At 68.5% G+C, this 14,528-nt stretch carries 10 protein-coding genes; 3 read left to right on the forward strand and 7 right to left on the reverse strand.

Annotated features, from left to right (window positions below; genetic code table 11):
- Nucleotides 1–13: 13 nt before the first annotated feature.
- A complete protein-coding gene (locus ACZ5ZX_RS11785) occupies nt 14–1,147 on the reverse strand; it encodes a peptidoglycan-binding protein (RefSeq protein WP_465501960.1) in 1,134 nt (377 codons plus the stop codon).
- Nucleotides 1,148–1,176: 29 nt separating this feature from the next.
- Nucleotides 1,177–2,175 carry a C40 family peptidase gene (locus ACZ5ZX_RS11790; protein ID WP_465501961.1) on the reverse strand — a complete coding sequence of 333 codons (999 nt, stop codon included), beginning with the start codon at nt 2,173–2,175 and terminating at the stop codon, nt 1,177–1,179.
- Nucleotides 2,176–2,790: 615 nt separating this feature from the next.
- On the opposite strand from ACZ5ZX_RS11790, the gene ACZ5ZX_RS11795 reads away from it, so the two are divergent.
- On the forward strand, nt 2,791–3,753 hold the full coding sequence (locus tag ACZ5ZX_RS11795) for an ArsR/SmtB family transcription factor (RefSeq protein ID WP_465501962.1): 963 nt from the start codon (nt 2,791–2,793) through the stop codon (nt 3,751–3,753).
- 50 nt (nt 3,754–3,803) lie between these two features.
- On the opposite strand, the gene ACZ5ZX_RS11800 is transcribed toward ACZ5ZX_RS11795, so the two are convergent.
- From ACZ5ZX_RS11800 to ACZ5ZX_RS11810, 3 genes are all read right to left on the reverse strand, one after another.
- Nucleotides 3,804–5,330, reverse strand: coding sequence for an alkaline phosphatase D family protein (locus ACZ5ZX_RS11800; protein ID WP_465501963.1), 1,527 nt, complete (start codon nt 5,328–5,330; stop codon nt 3,804–3,806).
- A 10-nt stretch (nt 5,331–5,340) separates the two neighbouring features.
- Nucleotides 5,341–6,942 (reverse strand): hypothetical protein, encoded by a 1,602-nt coding sequence (locus ACZ5ZX_RS11805; RefSeq protein WP_465501964.1) that lies wholly within the window; start codon nt 6,940–6,942, stop codon nt 5,341–5,343.
- 74 nt (nt 6,943–7,016) lie between these two features.
- Entirely contained in the window at nt 7,017–8,720 is a 1,704-nt protein-coding gene (locus ACZ5ZX_RS11810; RefSeq protein ID WP_465501965.1) for a glycoside hydrolase domain-containing protein, read from the reverse strand.
- A 145-nt stretch (nt 8,721–8,865) separates the two neighbouring features.
- Here ACZ5ZX_RS11810 and ACZ5ZX_RS11815 point away from each other — a divergent pair, with 145 nt between their 5' ends.
- Nucleotides 8,866–9,783, forward strand: a complete 918-nt coding sequence (locus ACZ5ZX_RS11815; protein ID WP_465501966.1) for a peptidoglycan-binding protein — start codon at nt 8,866–8,868, stop codon at nt 9,781–9,783.
- 26 nt (nt 9,784–9,809) lie between these two features.
- Entirely contained in the window at nt 9,810–10,781 is a 972-nt protein-coding gene (locus ACZ5ZX_RS11820; protein WP_465501967.1) for a peptidoglycan-binding domain-containing protein, read from the forward strand.
- Nucleotides 10,782–10,829: 48 nt separating this feature from the next.
- Here the strand turns inward: ACZ5ZX_RS11820 and ACZ5ZX_RS11825 are convergent, their stop codons facing one another.
- Nucleotides 10,830–11,447 (reverse strand): SMI1/KNR4 family protein, encoded by a 618-nt coding sequence (locus tag ACZ5ZX_RS11825; protein ID WP_465501968.1) that lies wholly within the window; start codon nt 11,445–11,447, stop codon nt 10,830–10,832.
- A 74-nt stretch (nt 11,448–11,521) separates the two neighbouring features.
- Nucleotides 11,522–14,341, reverse strand: coding sequence for an AfsR/SARP family transcriptional regulator (locus ACZ5ZX_RS11830; RefSeq protein ID WP_465501969.1), 2,820 nt, complete (start codon nt 14,339–14,341; stop codon nt 11,522–11,524).
- Nucleotides 14,342–14,528 lie beyond the last annotated feature (187 nt).

A 14,528-nucleotide genomic window follows, 5' to 3' on the forward strand; every position in this document is an offset into this window, starting at 1 on the left:
GCCTCAGTACGGTTCATCGCCCGGCTTGCAGGGCCCGCCAGGTGTTCGCGCCGGCGATCCCGTCGGCGTCGAGACCCCGCGAGGTTTGGTAGCCCTTCAGGGCCGTGGTGGTCTTGGCACCGAATTTGCCGTCGACGGTCAGCTTCGCGGCGGTGGCGGCGTTGAGAGATCGTTGCAGCCGGAAAACGGCTTCACCGGACGAGCCGTCCTGAAGCTGCGGAGTGGTGCCGCGGGCGAGCAGCGCCGTCCAGGTGTGTGAGTCCACCGAGTCCGCCTCCGCGAGTCCCACCTGTGCCTGGAACCGCTTCACCGCGGACACGGTCGCCGGATCCAGGACACCGCTGGGGTCACCGGCGCCCGTGTCCTGTCCGGCGGCCCGGAGCAGGCATTGTGCCGCCTTCACCTCGGGCCGGGTGACGCCGGGCTCGAGCCGCGGATAGGGACCGTCGAGGCCGACGCTCGCGCAACCGCGGGATCGGGACACCAGCTCGGTCGCGGCGCGCTTGCCCTCGGTGGCCGCGTCGACGGCGTCCTGGATGGGCGAAGCCTTGACGCCGGGGAAGAGGATGTAGTCGACGACCCGGCCGGACACCCCGCCCGAGCGCGGATCGGGGTTGATACCGAGCGCCTTGGCCAGGGCGTAGGAGCCCTCGCCGATCGCTCCCGCCGGGCCGACGTCGCCCACGACGGCATAGGCGACCCTGCCCTGATAGACGACCGCGGCGACGGTGCCACCGGTGATGCCGGAGCGGGCGTAACTCCAGGTCGAGCTGATCCCGGGGACAACGATGTAGGGCAGTTTCTCGGCGTTGAGCGGTTTGCCGTCCGACTGCGACCACGCGGTCTGCCCCTGCCAGGAGGGATCGGTCGCAGCGTTGCACTTCTCGGTGCGCTGCCCGTCGCAGTCGACCGTCATCCCGGACCGCCAGTGCACCGCGCCGCCGGTCGCGCAGACGGGAACCGTGCGCGTACCGCCGCTGCGCTCGGCGTATTTCCCGGCCGACACCTGCTGCGCGCAGGTCGCGACCACCGCGCTCAACTCGGCGCCGGTCGGATCAGCGGCCGTGACCGCGCTCGCCTGGTTCGCCGTCGCGAGGCCGCCGAGGACCATCATGGCCATTCCCAGTGCTGCCGTCGTCAGCCGCATCACGCCTCTTCTCTGTCCACAGTGGAGTTTCATTTGCCCGCCTGCAACGCGGCCCAGGTCTTCGCGCCGACGATTCCGTCGGAGGTGAGGCCTTGCGCGGTCTGGTACCGCTTCACCGCCGCGGTGGTGTTCGGGCCGAACCGGCCGTCGAGTTCGAGGCCCGCGTCGAGAGCGGCGTTGAGCGCGCGCTGGAGGCGCAGCACCGCGTCTCCGGAGGCGCCGTCCTGGACCTGCGGCGTCGTGCCCCTCGCCAGCAAAGCGGTCCACGTGTGCGAATCCACCTTGCCGAGTGACGGCAGGCCGACGCTCGCCTGGAACTGTTTCGCGGCGTCGGCGGTCGTCGCGTCGAAGGTGCCGGTGGGGCCGTTCGCCCCGGTGGGGAATCCGGCGGTGGTGAGCAGGCACTGCGCGGCCTTGACCAGGTCTCCGGTCGCGGCCGGTGCGATCTCGGGATAGCGCGGGTGGTCCAGGTTCACCGCCGCGCAGGTCTTGGCGTCACCTTCGACGACGTTGCGGTACCGGATCGCGGTGAATCCCGCCGTCCGGTCGGCCGACCACGTGCGCTGTGACGCCACCGTGCCGGAGCGGTACTCCTCCCACACCACCGCCTGGGTCTTCGCGGTGTCCGCCCACCGGATGAACAGCGCCATGTGCTGGTGCGCACTGGAATGCACCCACAGGCTGTCACCCGGTAAGAGGTTCTTCTTGTCGATCCGGGTGGCGACCTGCATGATGTCGCCGGTCCAGCGCGGGGTCTTCAGCCCCCAGGCCATCGACACGTAGCCGGAACAGTCCTGCCGGTAGGTGCCGTACTGATTGGTGTGCTTCGCTTCCTGACTGTAGGGCACTCGCTCGTCGATCCAGCTCTTCGCTCTGGTCAGGATGTCGTCGCGGGTCAGTTTCAGATCGGCGGCGGGATGTCCGGCCGACTGGAGATCCGGTTCCGCGTAGGCGAGCCGGGGTATCGGCTGGAGAAGTCCACAAAGGACCAGGACGGCGGCGAGGACACTCGCGGCTGTGGTTCGCATGGACTCAGCATCGAAGGACCCGGCGGGCGTGGCAAAGGTTTTCGCCTACCCCAAAGGGTGGCTGAAAAGGTCAGGCGAATCTGGCGTGATCGGCCTGCGGTGAAGGTCTCGAGTGCCCCCAATGGCAACCCGCATTTGTGTACCTACGCCTGACCTGGACGAGGGTGGTTCCGCAGGCATCGTTGCCCGGTCTCACCTCTTGATCAATGGAAGATCCGGGACACTCAACGTCCCGGATCTTCCGTTGATCAAGCTCGTGCCCGCTCACGACCGGTGGACCGGCGATCGAGCGGGGAAGATCCCGGACGCTCAACGGCCGGAATCTTCCCCACCCGAACGCACCGCCAACCCGCACAAGACCGCATTCAGAGGACGAAACGCGGTGGAGTGCGGGTCAACCCTGGCGGTAGGTGGACCAGTCCTGCGCGGTATTTGTGCCTTCGGCGGTGTCGGGGAACACCGTGGATCCCCTAGCATCGAGCGTCGCAAGGGGGTCTGCCAGGCGCCGTGGTTCCATCCGGTCGCCTGCCGGCATGAGGGTTCGTTTCAGGGGGATGTCATGTCGCTTGTGCTTGTTTTCGATGACCAGGAGCGCGGTTCCCACGGGGGACGGCCGTGCTGAGGATCCATTTCACTCCCGAAGATCTGGCCAGGACCCGGATCAGCGCGGCACCGCAGCCGATGTGGGAGATCCTGCTCAGCATGTACCGGCTGCGAGGCCGCGAAGGCGGGGTCATCTTCGAAGAATGGCGAAGATCGGTGGCGCGGGCGGCACATGTCACGACTCGGCCGCTGGCCGACCTTGCCGCCCAATCCGGTTACGCGGTCGATTTCCTCACCCCGACCCTGCGGGACCTCTCGCTGGCGGAAGGGCTCGAAGCGCTGCGACGCACCCCGAAGAAGCGGCTTCGGGCCGATCTGGCCGTGCTGGCCGGGAGCCGTCGGCTCCCTTCGTGGACCGCGGGCCTCGCCGAAGGCAGACCGGAGACGCTCACCCGGCTCGCCGACTCGGTGGAGCGGTACTTCACGGCCTGCCTCGCCCCGTACTGGGTACGGGTGTGCGGCCGGGTCGAGCAGGAACGGGCCAGGCAGGTGAAGACGATGACCGAGGAGGGGTGCGAGTCGCTGCTCGCCAGGGTCCATCCCACGGCGCGGTGGAACTATCCCGTGCTGGAGCTGGACTATCCGGTCGAGCACGAACTGCGCCTGAACGGGCGGGGACTCTGTCTCGCGCCGTCGTTCTTCTGCTGGGGACTGCCGACGACCTTTTTGGACGGTGAGCTGGAACCGACCCTGGTGTACCCGATCGAGCACAAGGTGGGCTGGTCGGACATCCAGGCGACGCACCGGCCGCTGACGTCCCTGCTCGGCCGGACACGGGCGCGGGTCCTCGAGACCATCGGGGAGCGCCCCGGCACCACCACCGAAGTGGCTTCCCGCACGAAGACCAGTCTCCCGACGGCGAGCCAGCAGGCCGCCACCCTGCGCGCGGCCGGGCTGATCACCAGCAGCCAGAACGGTCAATCGGTGCTGCATTCGATCACCCCGCTCGGGCTCGCGCTCCTGGCGGAAGGCTGAGCGTCCGGGGCCCGGCCGCGAGTGGTTAGCGGCCGAGCCCCGGACTCCGGTCACGGGGTCTGCAGGCCCGGACGGCCTTCTTCGATCACGTACGAGCGCAGCGTCGTCACGGGTTCGCCGCGGACGGTGACCTTCTTGACGGCCCGGAAATCGACGTCCATCTTGGTCTGGCTCAGCTTCGCGCGGACGTAACCCCGGTGCTGGGAGTAGAACTTCAGATGCGGGTTGCCCGCCTGGTCGGGCACGCCCGTGGTGTCCGCGCCGTTGCCGCCGGAGGAGACGGAACTGGTGACCAGTTCGGTCCCGACCACCGGGGAGCCCGGATTGGTGTAGTCCACCTTGAGTTCGTTCGCCCAGGCGCGGTGCACGTCACCGGTGAGGACCACCGGGTTGCGGACACCGCGCTGGACCCAGCCCTTCTGGATGCGGTCACGGGAAGCCGGATAGCCGTCCCAGCCGTCCATTCCGGACGCGCCGTTCGCGTCCGCCCGCCGGGCGAAGAACACCTGCTGGCCGATCACGTCCCAGGTTCCCTGCCGCTGGGAGAACCCGTCGAGCAGCCAGTTCTCCTGCGCGATGCCAGGCAGGCTCCGCGACGGATCACCCGCCTCCGGGCAGTACTTCCAGCCGTCGCCGCAAGCCTGGTCGCTCCGGTACTGGCGGGTGTCGAGCATGTGGAAGGTCGCGAGCCTGCCCCAGCGCAGGCGCCGGTACAGCTGGATCTTGTCCCCGTTCGGTTTCGCCCCGCCCCGCAGCGGCATGTTCTCGTAGTACGCCTTGTAGGCGTCCTCGCGGCGCTTGGCCCAGCCGTCCGGCAGAGAGGGTTTGTCGTTGTCCCGCTTGCCCGCGGCGTAGTTGTTCTCGACCTCGTGATCGTCCGGCACGACCAGCCAGGGAGCGACGGCGTGCGCGGCCTGGAGGTCCGCGTCCATTTTGTACTCCGCGTACCGCAGCCGGTAGTCTTCGAGCTTGGTGAGTTCCGCTTTGTTCTCGTGACGCCGGGGGACCTGATCGTTTGGTCCGTGGCTGGTTTCGTAGATGTAGTCACCGAGGTGCAGGATCAAGCCGGGACGCTCCTCGGCCATGCGGCGGTACACGGTGTAGAAGCCGTCCTCGTAGTGCGCGCACGAGGTGAACGCCATCAGCAGGTCGCGCCCGAAGGTGTCGAACGCGGGAGCGGTGCGGGTGTGGCCGACGGGGGAGATATGCCCCGCAGCACGGAACCGGTAGTAGTACTCGTAGTCCGGCTGCAGCCCGTTGACCTCGACGTGCACCGAGTGCGCGTCGGCGTACACGGCGGTGAACTGGCCCTTCTTGACCACGTTCGCGAACTTGTCGTCGGTCGCGACCTCCCAGTCCACCGCGGTCGACGTGGTGGGCATCCCACCGTTGCCGTCCTTCTTCGGGTCCGGCGCCAGCCTGGTCCACAGCACGACACCGTCGGGCAACGGGTCGCCCGACGCGACGCCGAGCTTGAACGGGTAAGGCAGTGCGGCACTCGCCCGGCCACCGAGTGCCACCGCCCCCACGGTGACCGCGGTACCGAAGACGAAGGTCCGTCGGTTGAACTCGCTCATTTCCCCATCCCTACTTAGGTGTTTCCAGGTTGTCGTCCAGTACGGCGGAGTTGCCCGCGAACGGGGCCCCCGGCCCGAAAGCGGTGGGCGTGCCGATCTGGGCGCGGCCGAGCTTGTGTGCCGCGGTCACCGTGAGCGCGTTGCCCGCCAACGCGGTGTTCAGCACGAACATCGCTCCGGTCTGCGGGCTGCCGTCCTCCCACGGAGCCGAGACGGTCAGTTCCGGTTTGCCGTCACCGGTGATGTCGAGGATCCGCAGGCCGTACCCGAAACCCTCGCCCGCGGCCGCGACGGCGTTCACCGGCGCGGTGTTCTCGCCGACCGTGGTGGCGGGGAAGGACGACAACCCGGTCGCGCCGCCGCGCAGCAGGCACAGCGCTCCGGTGCGGTTGTCCTCCTTGAGCACGCCGACGGCCAGGTCGTCGAAGGTGTCGCCGTCGAGGTCGCCGACGGCGAGGGAGCCGCCGAACTGGTCGTTCGCCTCGGGGCTGCCCGGGATCGCGTCACCGGACTGGTCGATTACCTCGACCGCGGTGGTCAGCCCGGCGTTGCCGCCGCGTACGGCGACGAGCGCGCCGGATCCGGCCGGGCCGCCACGACGGCGGTCGGCCTGGATCACCAGGTCGGCGTTGGCCCCGCCGTGGAAGCGGCCGATCACCGCGCCCCGCCATTTCCCTTGGGTGGCCGCGTTGCCGACGCTGACGTAGGAGGACGCCTTGGCGGAGAGCCCGCTCGCCGAACCGTGCAGCAGGTGGACCGAGCCCCAGGCGTCGGCGGTCCCGGTGATCACCTCACCGGCCGAGACGACGGCGAGATCGTCCCGCTTGTCGCCGGTGACGTCACCGGCGGCCAGCGCCCAGCCCATCAGGTCGCCAGCCTCGGCCGCCCCGGCCAGATCCGGATCGTCCTGGTTGAACGCGATCGCGTTCCGTGCGGTGAGCCCGGCGCTACCGCCGTAGAGGATCCACACGGCACCCGCGCGTGCTTTCGTCTCGATCGCCTCACCCGGCGACCCGATGCCGAGGTCGGCGTAGCCGTCCCCGTTGAAGTCGCCGGTGGCCAGACTGGCGCCGAACTGGTCGCCTGCCTCCATCACCCCCGGCACGTCCGCGGTGTCCTGGTTGATCGTCCCGAGCGCTCCGGGAAGGGCACGGAGGTAGGGCGCTGTGCGCTGCCCGTAGAGGATGCTGACCGTACCGGCGTTCGCCAGGCCGTTGACCGACTCGCCCGGGTTGCCGATCGCGACGTCGGCCAGCCCGTCCCGGTTGAAGTCGCCGGTCGCGAGGGCGGCGCCGAATTTGTCGGAGGCCTCCATGCCCAGCCCGACGCCGGCGGTGTTCTGGTTGACCAGCGCCGAGGGGGCGCCGGGGAGGGTGGCCCCGCCGGGCACCACCTGCACAGAGCCGCCGAGGTCGTTGGGCTTGAGGGAGGTGTCGCCGCTGTAGGTCAGCCGCGCTCCAGTGGACAGCACGAGGTCGGCGACGCCGTCCCCGTTCACGTCCGTCTGCGGAGTGGCCGCGAGTGCCGCAGGCATCGGCGCGGCGGCCACCGGGGACGCCACGAAGGTCAGTGCGGCCGCGGCCGCCAGTACGGGAAACCATTTTTTCGCCACGATCGACGACGGTAGGAAGCCGGAACAAGGGTGGACAATCGTTTTCGCCTGAGTGAAAAGGTCCGCCACGGTGCTCACCGCCCCGCCTGCAGCGCGGCCCAGGTGGCCTGGCCGACCACACCGTCCACGTCCAGTCCGCGGGCGCTCTGGTAGTCGCGGACCGCCTTTTCGGTGTTCGGCCCGAACGTGCCGTCGATGGCGAGGGTTTTGCCGGACGCGGCGGTGAGGGCACGTTGCAGCCGGTTCACCGCGGCTCCGGTGGCACCCTGCCGCAGCGTGGGGGTGTCCCCTGTGGACAGTAACGCGGTCCAGGTGCGCGCCTCGATCTCACCGGTCGCGGAGAGTCCGTGAGCCTGCTGGAACGCCTTCGTGGCGGACACCGTGGGTTCGTCGAAAGTTCCGGTCGGCCGGTCTTTGGGCGTCAGCAGGCATTGTGCCGCCTTGACCAGGTTCCCCGTCGCGCCCGAGGCGATTCTCGGATAGGCGGCGAAATCGAGGCTCACGGAGTCGCACGGCAGTGTCGTGCGCGGCCCGACGTCGAGGTAGTCGCGGTCTATACCGGAAATCCGCACCCCGCCCCAGGTTTCCGCGACCTCACCGGCGTACTGGTGGATCCGCTGGTGACTCGCCCAGTACGTGCTCGGCGCGTAGGAGCCACTGTCGGTGTCGGCCTTGTCGTTCCACCAGGCGAACCAGATGTGGTCCGGTCTGGTGTACGAGGTGTTCGTGTAGGCGCTCGCGAGATCCTTGATCCCGGATCCGGCGCTCGTGTAGACGCCGGAAAGCCAGCCCTTCGCGTGGAGCGCGTCGGTCCAGCCGCTGACATAGGACAGCACACCGGCCTTGCACGCCGCCGTCGACGAGTAGCCTTCGATGTCGCTGTAGATCACGCTGCCCGGACCGAAGCCGAGCGCGGTGTTGGCCGTGATCGCGCTCGCCGCCGCGTCGCGGCCCTGTTGCCGGGCGACCGAGGGGTCACTGGACATCTTCAGCCGGAACCCGGTGCACGGCGCTTGTCTGCCGACGTCGGTGAGGATGAAGCGCCAGCCGCGGGCTGCCTGGTTCGCGACCCACGCCGGGGTGAGATTGGGCTGTGCGCAGGCACGCAGGTCACCGCTCGAATAGATGCCGACGGCGCGATACGGAGAGGCACGCCAAGCTTCCATCGTGGCCTGTGCCGGTGCGGCGCAGGCTTCGAATCCCTTGCCCTGGAAGCTTCCGGGGGCCACGATCGGCGCCGCCGCGGCCGCCTTCGTCGGTCTGGCGGGCAGGACGGCACGCGCGCCACCCGGTACCAGACGTGCTCCGGACAGCGCCGCCCGCACGGTCTGCTCGGTCTTCCCGGTGTGCCCGGCGGTGACGAGGACACCGGCATCGGGGACCGCGACCCGGATCGTGTTCTCACGGGACGGCGTCCCGGGTGGTGGGGTGGCCGTCCCCGGCGGCGCGGTCACCACGCCGTCGGGGACCTGCTCGGGCGTCAGCTCCGCGAGTGGTTCGATCACCAGCCCCGCGGTGCGGTCGACGATTTTCGCCGGACAGTCGGGTTCTTCGGCCTGGTGTCCCAAGTAGACGGTCTTGCTGTCGAACCGGACGCAGGCGGTCGGCGTGGTGGCCAGATCGACCACCCGCCAGCCGGCGGGAACGTCGAGCTGATAGCCGTGGTAGGTGACGGTGCGCGAGCCCGTGTCCGCGACGGCTGCCGGGGTGGTCGTGGTCGCGGCCGCCAGTGATGCGAAGGCGATCGCGGTGACGCTTGCGCGCCAGGTGGGTTTCATCGGTTCTCCTCCCGGAATCGAGGGCGGGAGGTTATCGGCGCGTGACGAAGCGCCGGAAGCGTTTTGGCGCCCGTGGAAAGGCTTCCGGCGCAAGGAATCCGCGTTCTACGGTTCCGGCTCCGTACCTGGACGAGCAAGGAGTGTCATGCGGCGCCTACTGACTTTTCTCGCCACCGTCGTGGCCATGGTGATGATCGGGGCGGGATCCGCGCACGCGGCGCCCGCCCCGGCGTGGCCGTTGGTGGGCGGTGATTCCACCGGGCCGGAGGTGACGTCGGCGCAGTATCTGCTCCGCCAGCGCGGCGCGCAGATCGACGCCGACGGCATCGTCGGCCCGAAGACCCAAGCGGCGGTGAAAGCGTTCCAGACCGCTCAGGGGCTGACAGCCGACGGCATCGTGGGTCCCAAGACCTGGGGCAAACTGGTGATGAACCTCGACAGCGGCGCGACCGGCGAGGCGGTGACAGGCGCGCAACACCAGCTGGTGCGCCACGGTTACCAGGTCAAACCGGACGGCACGTTCGCGGCGAGCACCGCGAGCGCGGTCACGGCCTTCAAGACCAAGCACGGCCTCCCCGCGACGTCGCTCATCGACGCCACCACCTGGCAGTGGCTCATCGGCGGGACCCCGTCCGTCACGGGCTGGTCACTACCGGTCTCGCGCGCCACGCTGCCGCGCAGTGAGTACGACGATCCGCACCACGACTACCCGGCGATCGATCTGCCGGTCGGCACCGGCACCCGGGCCCTCGCGGTCACCGCGGGCACGGTGGCGCTGGTCAACGACAGCACCTGCGGCAGGGGCGTGGTGCTGAGCGCGAACGGGGCCCGGTTCGTCTACTGTCACTTCTCCCAGCACGCCGTGGCGTCCGGGGCGACGGTCCAGGCGGGCCAGCTCATCGGTTACACGGGGAACACCGGGAACTCGACCGGGCCGCACCTGCACTTCGGCGTCAAGATCGGCTCGACCAGTCATTGCCCGCAGCGGTTGCTGCTGGCGATCTACGATGGCGTCGCCCCGCCCGCGCCGTCGAGCCTGCCCACCTCGGGCTGTTCGTACTGAAACCACCGCGAAACCCGGAGAATCCCATGCGCAGATTAGCGGCGGCACTCGCCGTCTTGGTGCTGTCGGCCGGTACGGCGATCCTCACCGTGGCACCGGCCCACGCGTACGGCAACGCCTTCTTCCACACTCAGAGCAGCGGAAACCGAGGCGTGGAGGTGCTCGCGATACAGCATCTTCTCGCCCAGCACGGGCACGCGGTCCCCGCGACGGGTGTGTTCGATTCCGCCACGGTCGCGGCCGTGCGCGCCTTCCAGACCGCCGAAGCCCTCGGGGTGGACGGGATCGCGGGCCCGAAGACCTGGGCCGCGCTGGCTCCGACGGTCCGGGCAGGCGACAGCGGCGAGGCGGTCAAAGCACTTCAGGTGGAACTGAACGCCAAACGCAGGCTGAGCCTGCCGGTCAGCGGGCGGTTCGACGCGGCGACGACCACGGCGGTCCGCGGCTTCCAGGAGCACGCGGGTATCGCGGTGGACGGGATCGCCGGACCGGCCACGTGGAAGAACCTCGTCTGGCACCACGACTATCCCGACTTCGGCCAAGGGCTGTGCGATCAAGACCCAGACGGGAACGGTGCGGCGGCCAACTGGGGCACCGGCGCCGCGGTGGCCCAGCTCGAACAGGCGGCGAAGACGTTCTCGGCCACGGGCCACGGAAAAGTCCCGATGGGCGACTTCGGTTTCGAACACGGCGGCGCGATCCCCGGGCACGGCAGTCACCAGGTGGGACTCGACGTCGACCTGTGGCCGGTGCGGACCGACGGCGCGCAGTGCGGTGCGGGCCGGATCACCTGGCGATCGGCCACCTACGACCGAGCGGCGACGCGCGAACTGGTCAAGGCGATCCGGGCGGCCGCGCCCAGGCACGTGAAGCTCGTCTTCTTCAACGATCCCACGTTGATCGACGAAGGACTGACGACCAGCTATCCGAACCACGACAACCATCTGCACGTCCGCTACTGCGAAGCGGTGCATCCGAACAACCTGTACGCCTGCTGAACCGGCCAGGCGGGTGTCTCGTGCGCTTGAGTGCGAGACACCCCCAGGTCAGGGCCAGGTCAGCTCGCCGTCGGCGATGACGGGATGCCGTTCGCCATAAGGCAGTTCACGGTCGTGCAGGTAGTCGTCGAGGCGCTCGGCGATCTCGTCGAGGATCTCGGCCACGCTCGCCCACTCGGATCGGTAGATCCCTTCGCCGGCATACCATTCCATCACTCGGCCGTGGTCTTCGCCCGGCCGGAGGTCGACGCACAGCAAACCTCCGTCGATCGCCCTGCCGATGGGAAGAACTGCGGTACAGAACGGAAATCCGTCCTCACCGGCCTCCTTCCGGTGTGTTCCTCCGGGAGCGCAGCAGGCCGGGTCGGGGTACCGCGACTGCCTGACGTACTCGTCCTCGGCCCGCGTCACCGACAGAGGTAAATAGCCCTTCGGGATGAGGTACCCGGATCGGTTCCCGCCGCCGTGATCGCGCTGATCGTCGACACCGTCCATCGCGCCCCACCAGGCGACCAGCTCGGGTGGCAGGTCGAGACCGACCTGCTCCCGCAGACGCGCGACCTGTGCGGTCGGCGCCGGGGGCCGGATCTCCCGCGCGGTGGCGGGTGCGTGTGCGGACAGCGAGGCCGCGATCCGCTGCCAGGTCTGTGCCACCGGCGTGCTCATCAGTGCCCCCTTTTCTCGATGAACCACCGTAGCGAAAGCCGGCGCGGACTCCGCGGTGCGGCACACGGATCACCTCAAGAGGCTGCTTCCGTATCGAGGGATTCGAGGAACTCGCGCACCACGTCGGACTCTTCACCGTCGAGTTCGACGAAGATGTTCAACGCTCGGAGCGCGTATTCCCTGGCCGGGTCGTGCCGGTTCCTGCGGCGGTACAGTTCCGCGGTCCCCAGCAGGGCGAGGGCTTCGTGATACCGATCGCCCAGTCTCGTGCACAGCTCTAGTGTCGCTTCGTATTCGCGCATCGCCGTCGCCATGTCACCCATGTCCCGGTACGCGTGGGCGACGTTGACCATCATGTTGGCCTCGAGCAGGACGGCGTCGCAGGCGCGGGCGGCTTCCAGGCCGATTTCGGCGTAGGGCAAGGCCTGTTCCGGTTGCCCGGACTCGACGTACAGTTCGCAGAGGGCGTCGATACTGCCGGCCTTCTGGTAGTCCGATGATTCGGGCTTCGCCAGCTGGACCGCCTCGCGGGCGTAGGCGATGCCCTCTTCGTACCGTTTCATCTCGCGCAGCGTGGAGGCCAGATTGGCCAGCATGCTGGAACGCAGGTGATCGTTGTCGATCTCGCGGACCGCCGCGAGCCCGCGCTCCAGATACTCCACGGCGACTTCGTTCCGGCCGATCCGGGAGTTCCCGATGCCAAGGAACATCAGAATCCGGGCCCGGGGCCCGGGTTCGGTCAGCTTTTCGGTGGAGGCCAGCGCGATGGTGAGGACCTGGATCCATTCCGACATCAGTCCCGTCGAATAGAAACTGTTGTAGGTGCACCAGGCCAGTTGCCAGACGATCTCGTGTTCACCGAGTTCCGCCGCGTGTTCGATGAGGGCGACCACGTTCTTGGTCTCGTCTTCGTACCAGCTCAACGCCGACTCGCGGGTGTCGAACTCCGGCAACGAATGAGTCGTACACGGAATCCGGAGAGAAGGTAGCGGGTAGTCCTTGATCAGGCGGCTGAGTACCGCGCGCATGGCGTGCAGGTACCAGACCATCAGCTCTCGGCTCGCTTCGCGGCGTGCCGCCGGGGACTCTTCGCTGCTCACCCTTTCGCCGGCGTAGACCTTGATGAGGTCGTGGAATCCGTACCGGTTCCCGTCGGGTTCGAGCAGATGCTGTTCGCTCAAGGTACGGAGGAGTTCTTCGGTTTCGGCGACGGGACGGTCGATCAGGGCGGCGGCGGCGTAAGCCCCGATGCTCGGGGCCCGTACCAGGCCAAGCAGACGGAAGGCCCTGGCCAGTTCGGTGTCGAGGGTGGTGTAGGACCAGGAGATGACGCTGCGCACGGAGGTCATCTCGTCGTCGTCGACATGGAGGTTGTCCAGCCGGTCCTGTGCGGCGTGCAGGTTCTCGACGAGTTCACGCAGGCTCGTGTCCGGCCTTCCCGAGATCTTTTCGGCCGCGACCCGCAGGGCCAGCGGAAGATGACCGCACAACCGCACGAGTTCGGCCGCTTCGGCCATCTCGTCGTCGATTCGACGGCTGCCGATCGTGTTACGCAGGAGATCCAGCGCTTCGGCCTCCGTGAGAAGACCCAGGGTCAGCCGGCGTGCCCCGTCCCTGGCGACCAGGCCACTGAGGCGGTTGCGGCTGGTGACGAGCACCAGACTGTTCGACGTACCCGGCAGCAGATCGCGAACCTGTTCCGTCGATACCGCGTTGTCCAGAAGGATCAGCACTCGTTTGTCGGAGAGCAGGGTCCGGTACAGCGAGGCCAGCGCGTCCGGCTGGGACCGCTGGCGTGCGCCGCCCAAAGCCCAGAGCAGCTGACCGAGCGCGTCGTCGGTGCTGAGCGGTGCGCGATTGGGGTCGAAACCGCGAAGGTCCAGGTACAGCTGACCGTCCGGGTAACTCTCGACGACGGTCCTGGCGAACCGTACCGCGAGGGTGGTCTTGCCGATTCCCCCAGCGCCGTCGATCGCCGAGATGACGAGGGCCTTGCCGCTCGCCCGCGTCGCCGAACACCACTGTGCCAGCTGTTCGAGCTCACCGGTACGGCCGACGAAGTCCGGCGCCTCGTGGGGCAGCTGCGCGGGAACCCGGGAACGTCCCTGCGCCGGTGCTTCCGACGGCGCGTCCAGTTCCGGTTCGGAGCGCAGCATGCGCAGATGCAGATCCGTGAGCGCCGCGCCGGGGTCGAGGCCGAGTTCGTCGGCGAACAAGCGGCGCGCGGATTCGAATTCGGTCAGCGCGTCCGCACGCCTGCCGCTCCGATAGAGGGCCAGCATCAGCTGCGCTCGCAGTCCCTCACGGAAAGGCTCCGCTTCCACGGCCTCGCCGAGCTCAGCTACCAGTTCACGATGCCTGCCGGCGGCGAGCATCAGTTCCGCCCGCTCTTCGACGAGCTGGTAGCGCAGTTCCGACAGGCGGGTCCGTTCCGAATCCGCGAACGGCCCCGGCAGGCCGGACAGCGGAATTCCCCGCCACAGCGCGAGACACTGTCCGATCAGGTCGGCCGACGCCGACTTCTTCCCGGCGCGCGCCAGCCCGCGCGCGTCAGCGAGCTTGGACTCGACCACGGACACGTCGAGCTCCTGCGGGCCGAGGACGAGTTTGTAGCCCGCTCCTGAGCGCGTGAGCACGACCTCGCCCGCGACGGCCAGCGCACGGCGCAGGCCGTGGATGTAGGTGTGCACACTGCCTTCGACCGAAGCCGGCGCCGCATCGCCCCAAACACCGTCGATGAGCTGCGCCCGCGAAACCGTCTGGTTGGCCCGCAACGCGAGAATGGCGAGGACGGCTCGCTGCCGGGGCGGCCCCAGAGCGATCTCCTGTTCTCCCGCGCGGGCCTTCACCTCACCTAATAGCTCTACCCACATGATCTTCTCGACACCGGCCACGACACTCCAACCTCCAGCCGGGACCAGAATCGCGCACTCCGGGTGACCAGGCGTGCCGGAGCCGGGCCTGTCTGCCCTTTCTTACCCTGAATTCTGGATTTTTGTCCCTTGGCGGTCTTGTCGGTGACAGCGCTCGCCCGCCTGGGGCCTGATCGTCCGGTCATCCGGTGAAGAAAGAATGAAGACC

It is taken from the genome of Amycolatopsis sp. NPDC033938 (assembly GCF_055575975.1).

Bases quoted from the DNA above. Each gene is read 5' to 3' on its own strand.
- ACZ5ZX_RS11785 (WP_465501960.1), bottom strand. From the start codon at position 1,147: ATGCGGCTGACGACGGCAGCACTGGGAATGGCCATGATGGTCCTCGGC.
- ACZ5ZX_RS11790 (WP_465501961.1), bottom strand. From the start codon at position 2,175: ATGCGAACCACAGCCGCGAGTGTCCTCGCCGCCGTCCTGGTCCTTTGT.
- ACZ5ZX_RS11810 (WP_465501965.1), bottom strand. From the start codon at position 8,720: ATGAAACCCACCTGGCGCGCAAGCGTCACCGCGATCGCCTTCGCATCA.
- ACZ5ZX_RS11825 (WP_465501968.1), bottom strand. From the start codon at position 11,447: ATGAGCACGCCGGTGGCACAGACCTGGCAGCGGATCGCGGCCTCGCTG.
- ACZ5ZX_RS11800 (WP_465501963.1), bottom strand. From the start codon at position 5,330: ATGAGCGAGTTCAACCGACGGACCTTCGTCTTCGGTACCGCGGTCACC.
- ACZ5ZX_RS11820 (WP_465501967.1), top strand. From the start codon at position 9,810: ATGCGCAGATTAGCGGCGGCACTCGCCGTCTTGGTGCTGTCGGCCGGT.
- ACZ5ZX_RS11815 (WP_465501966.1), top strand. From the start codon at position 8,866: ATGCGGCGCCTACTGACTTTTCTCGCCACCGTCGTGGCCATGGTGATG.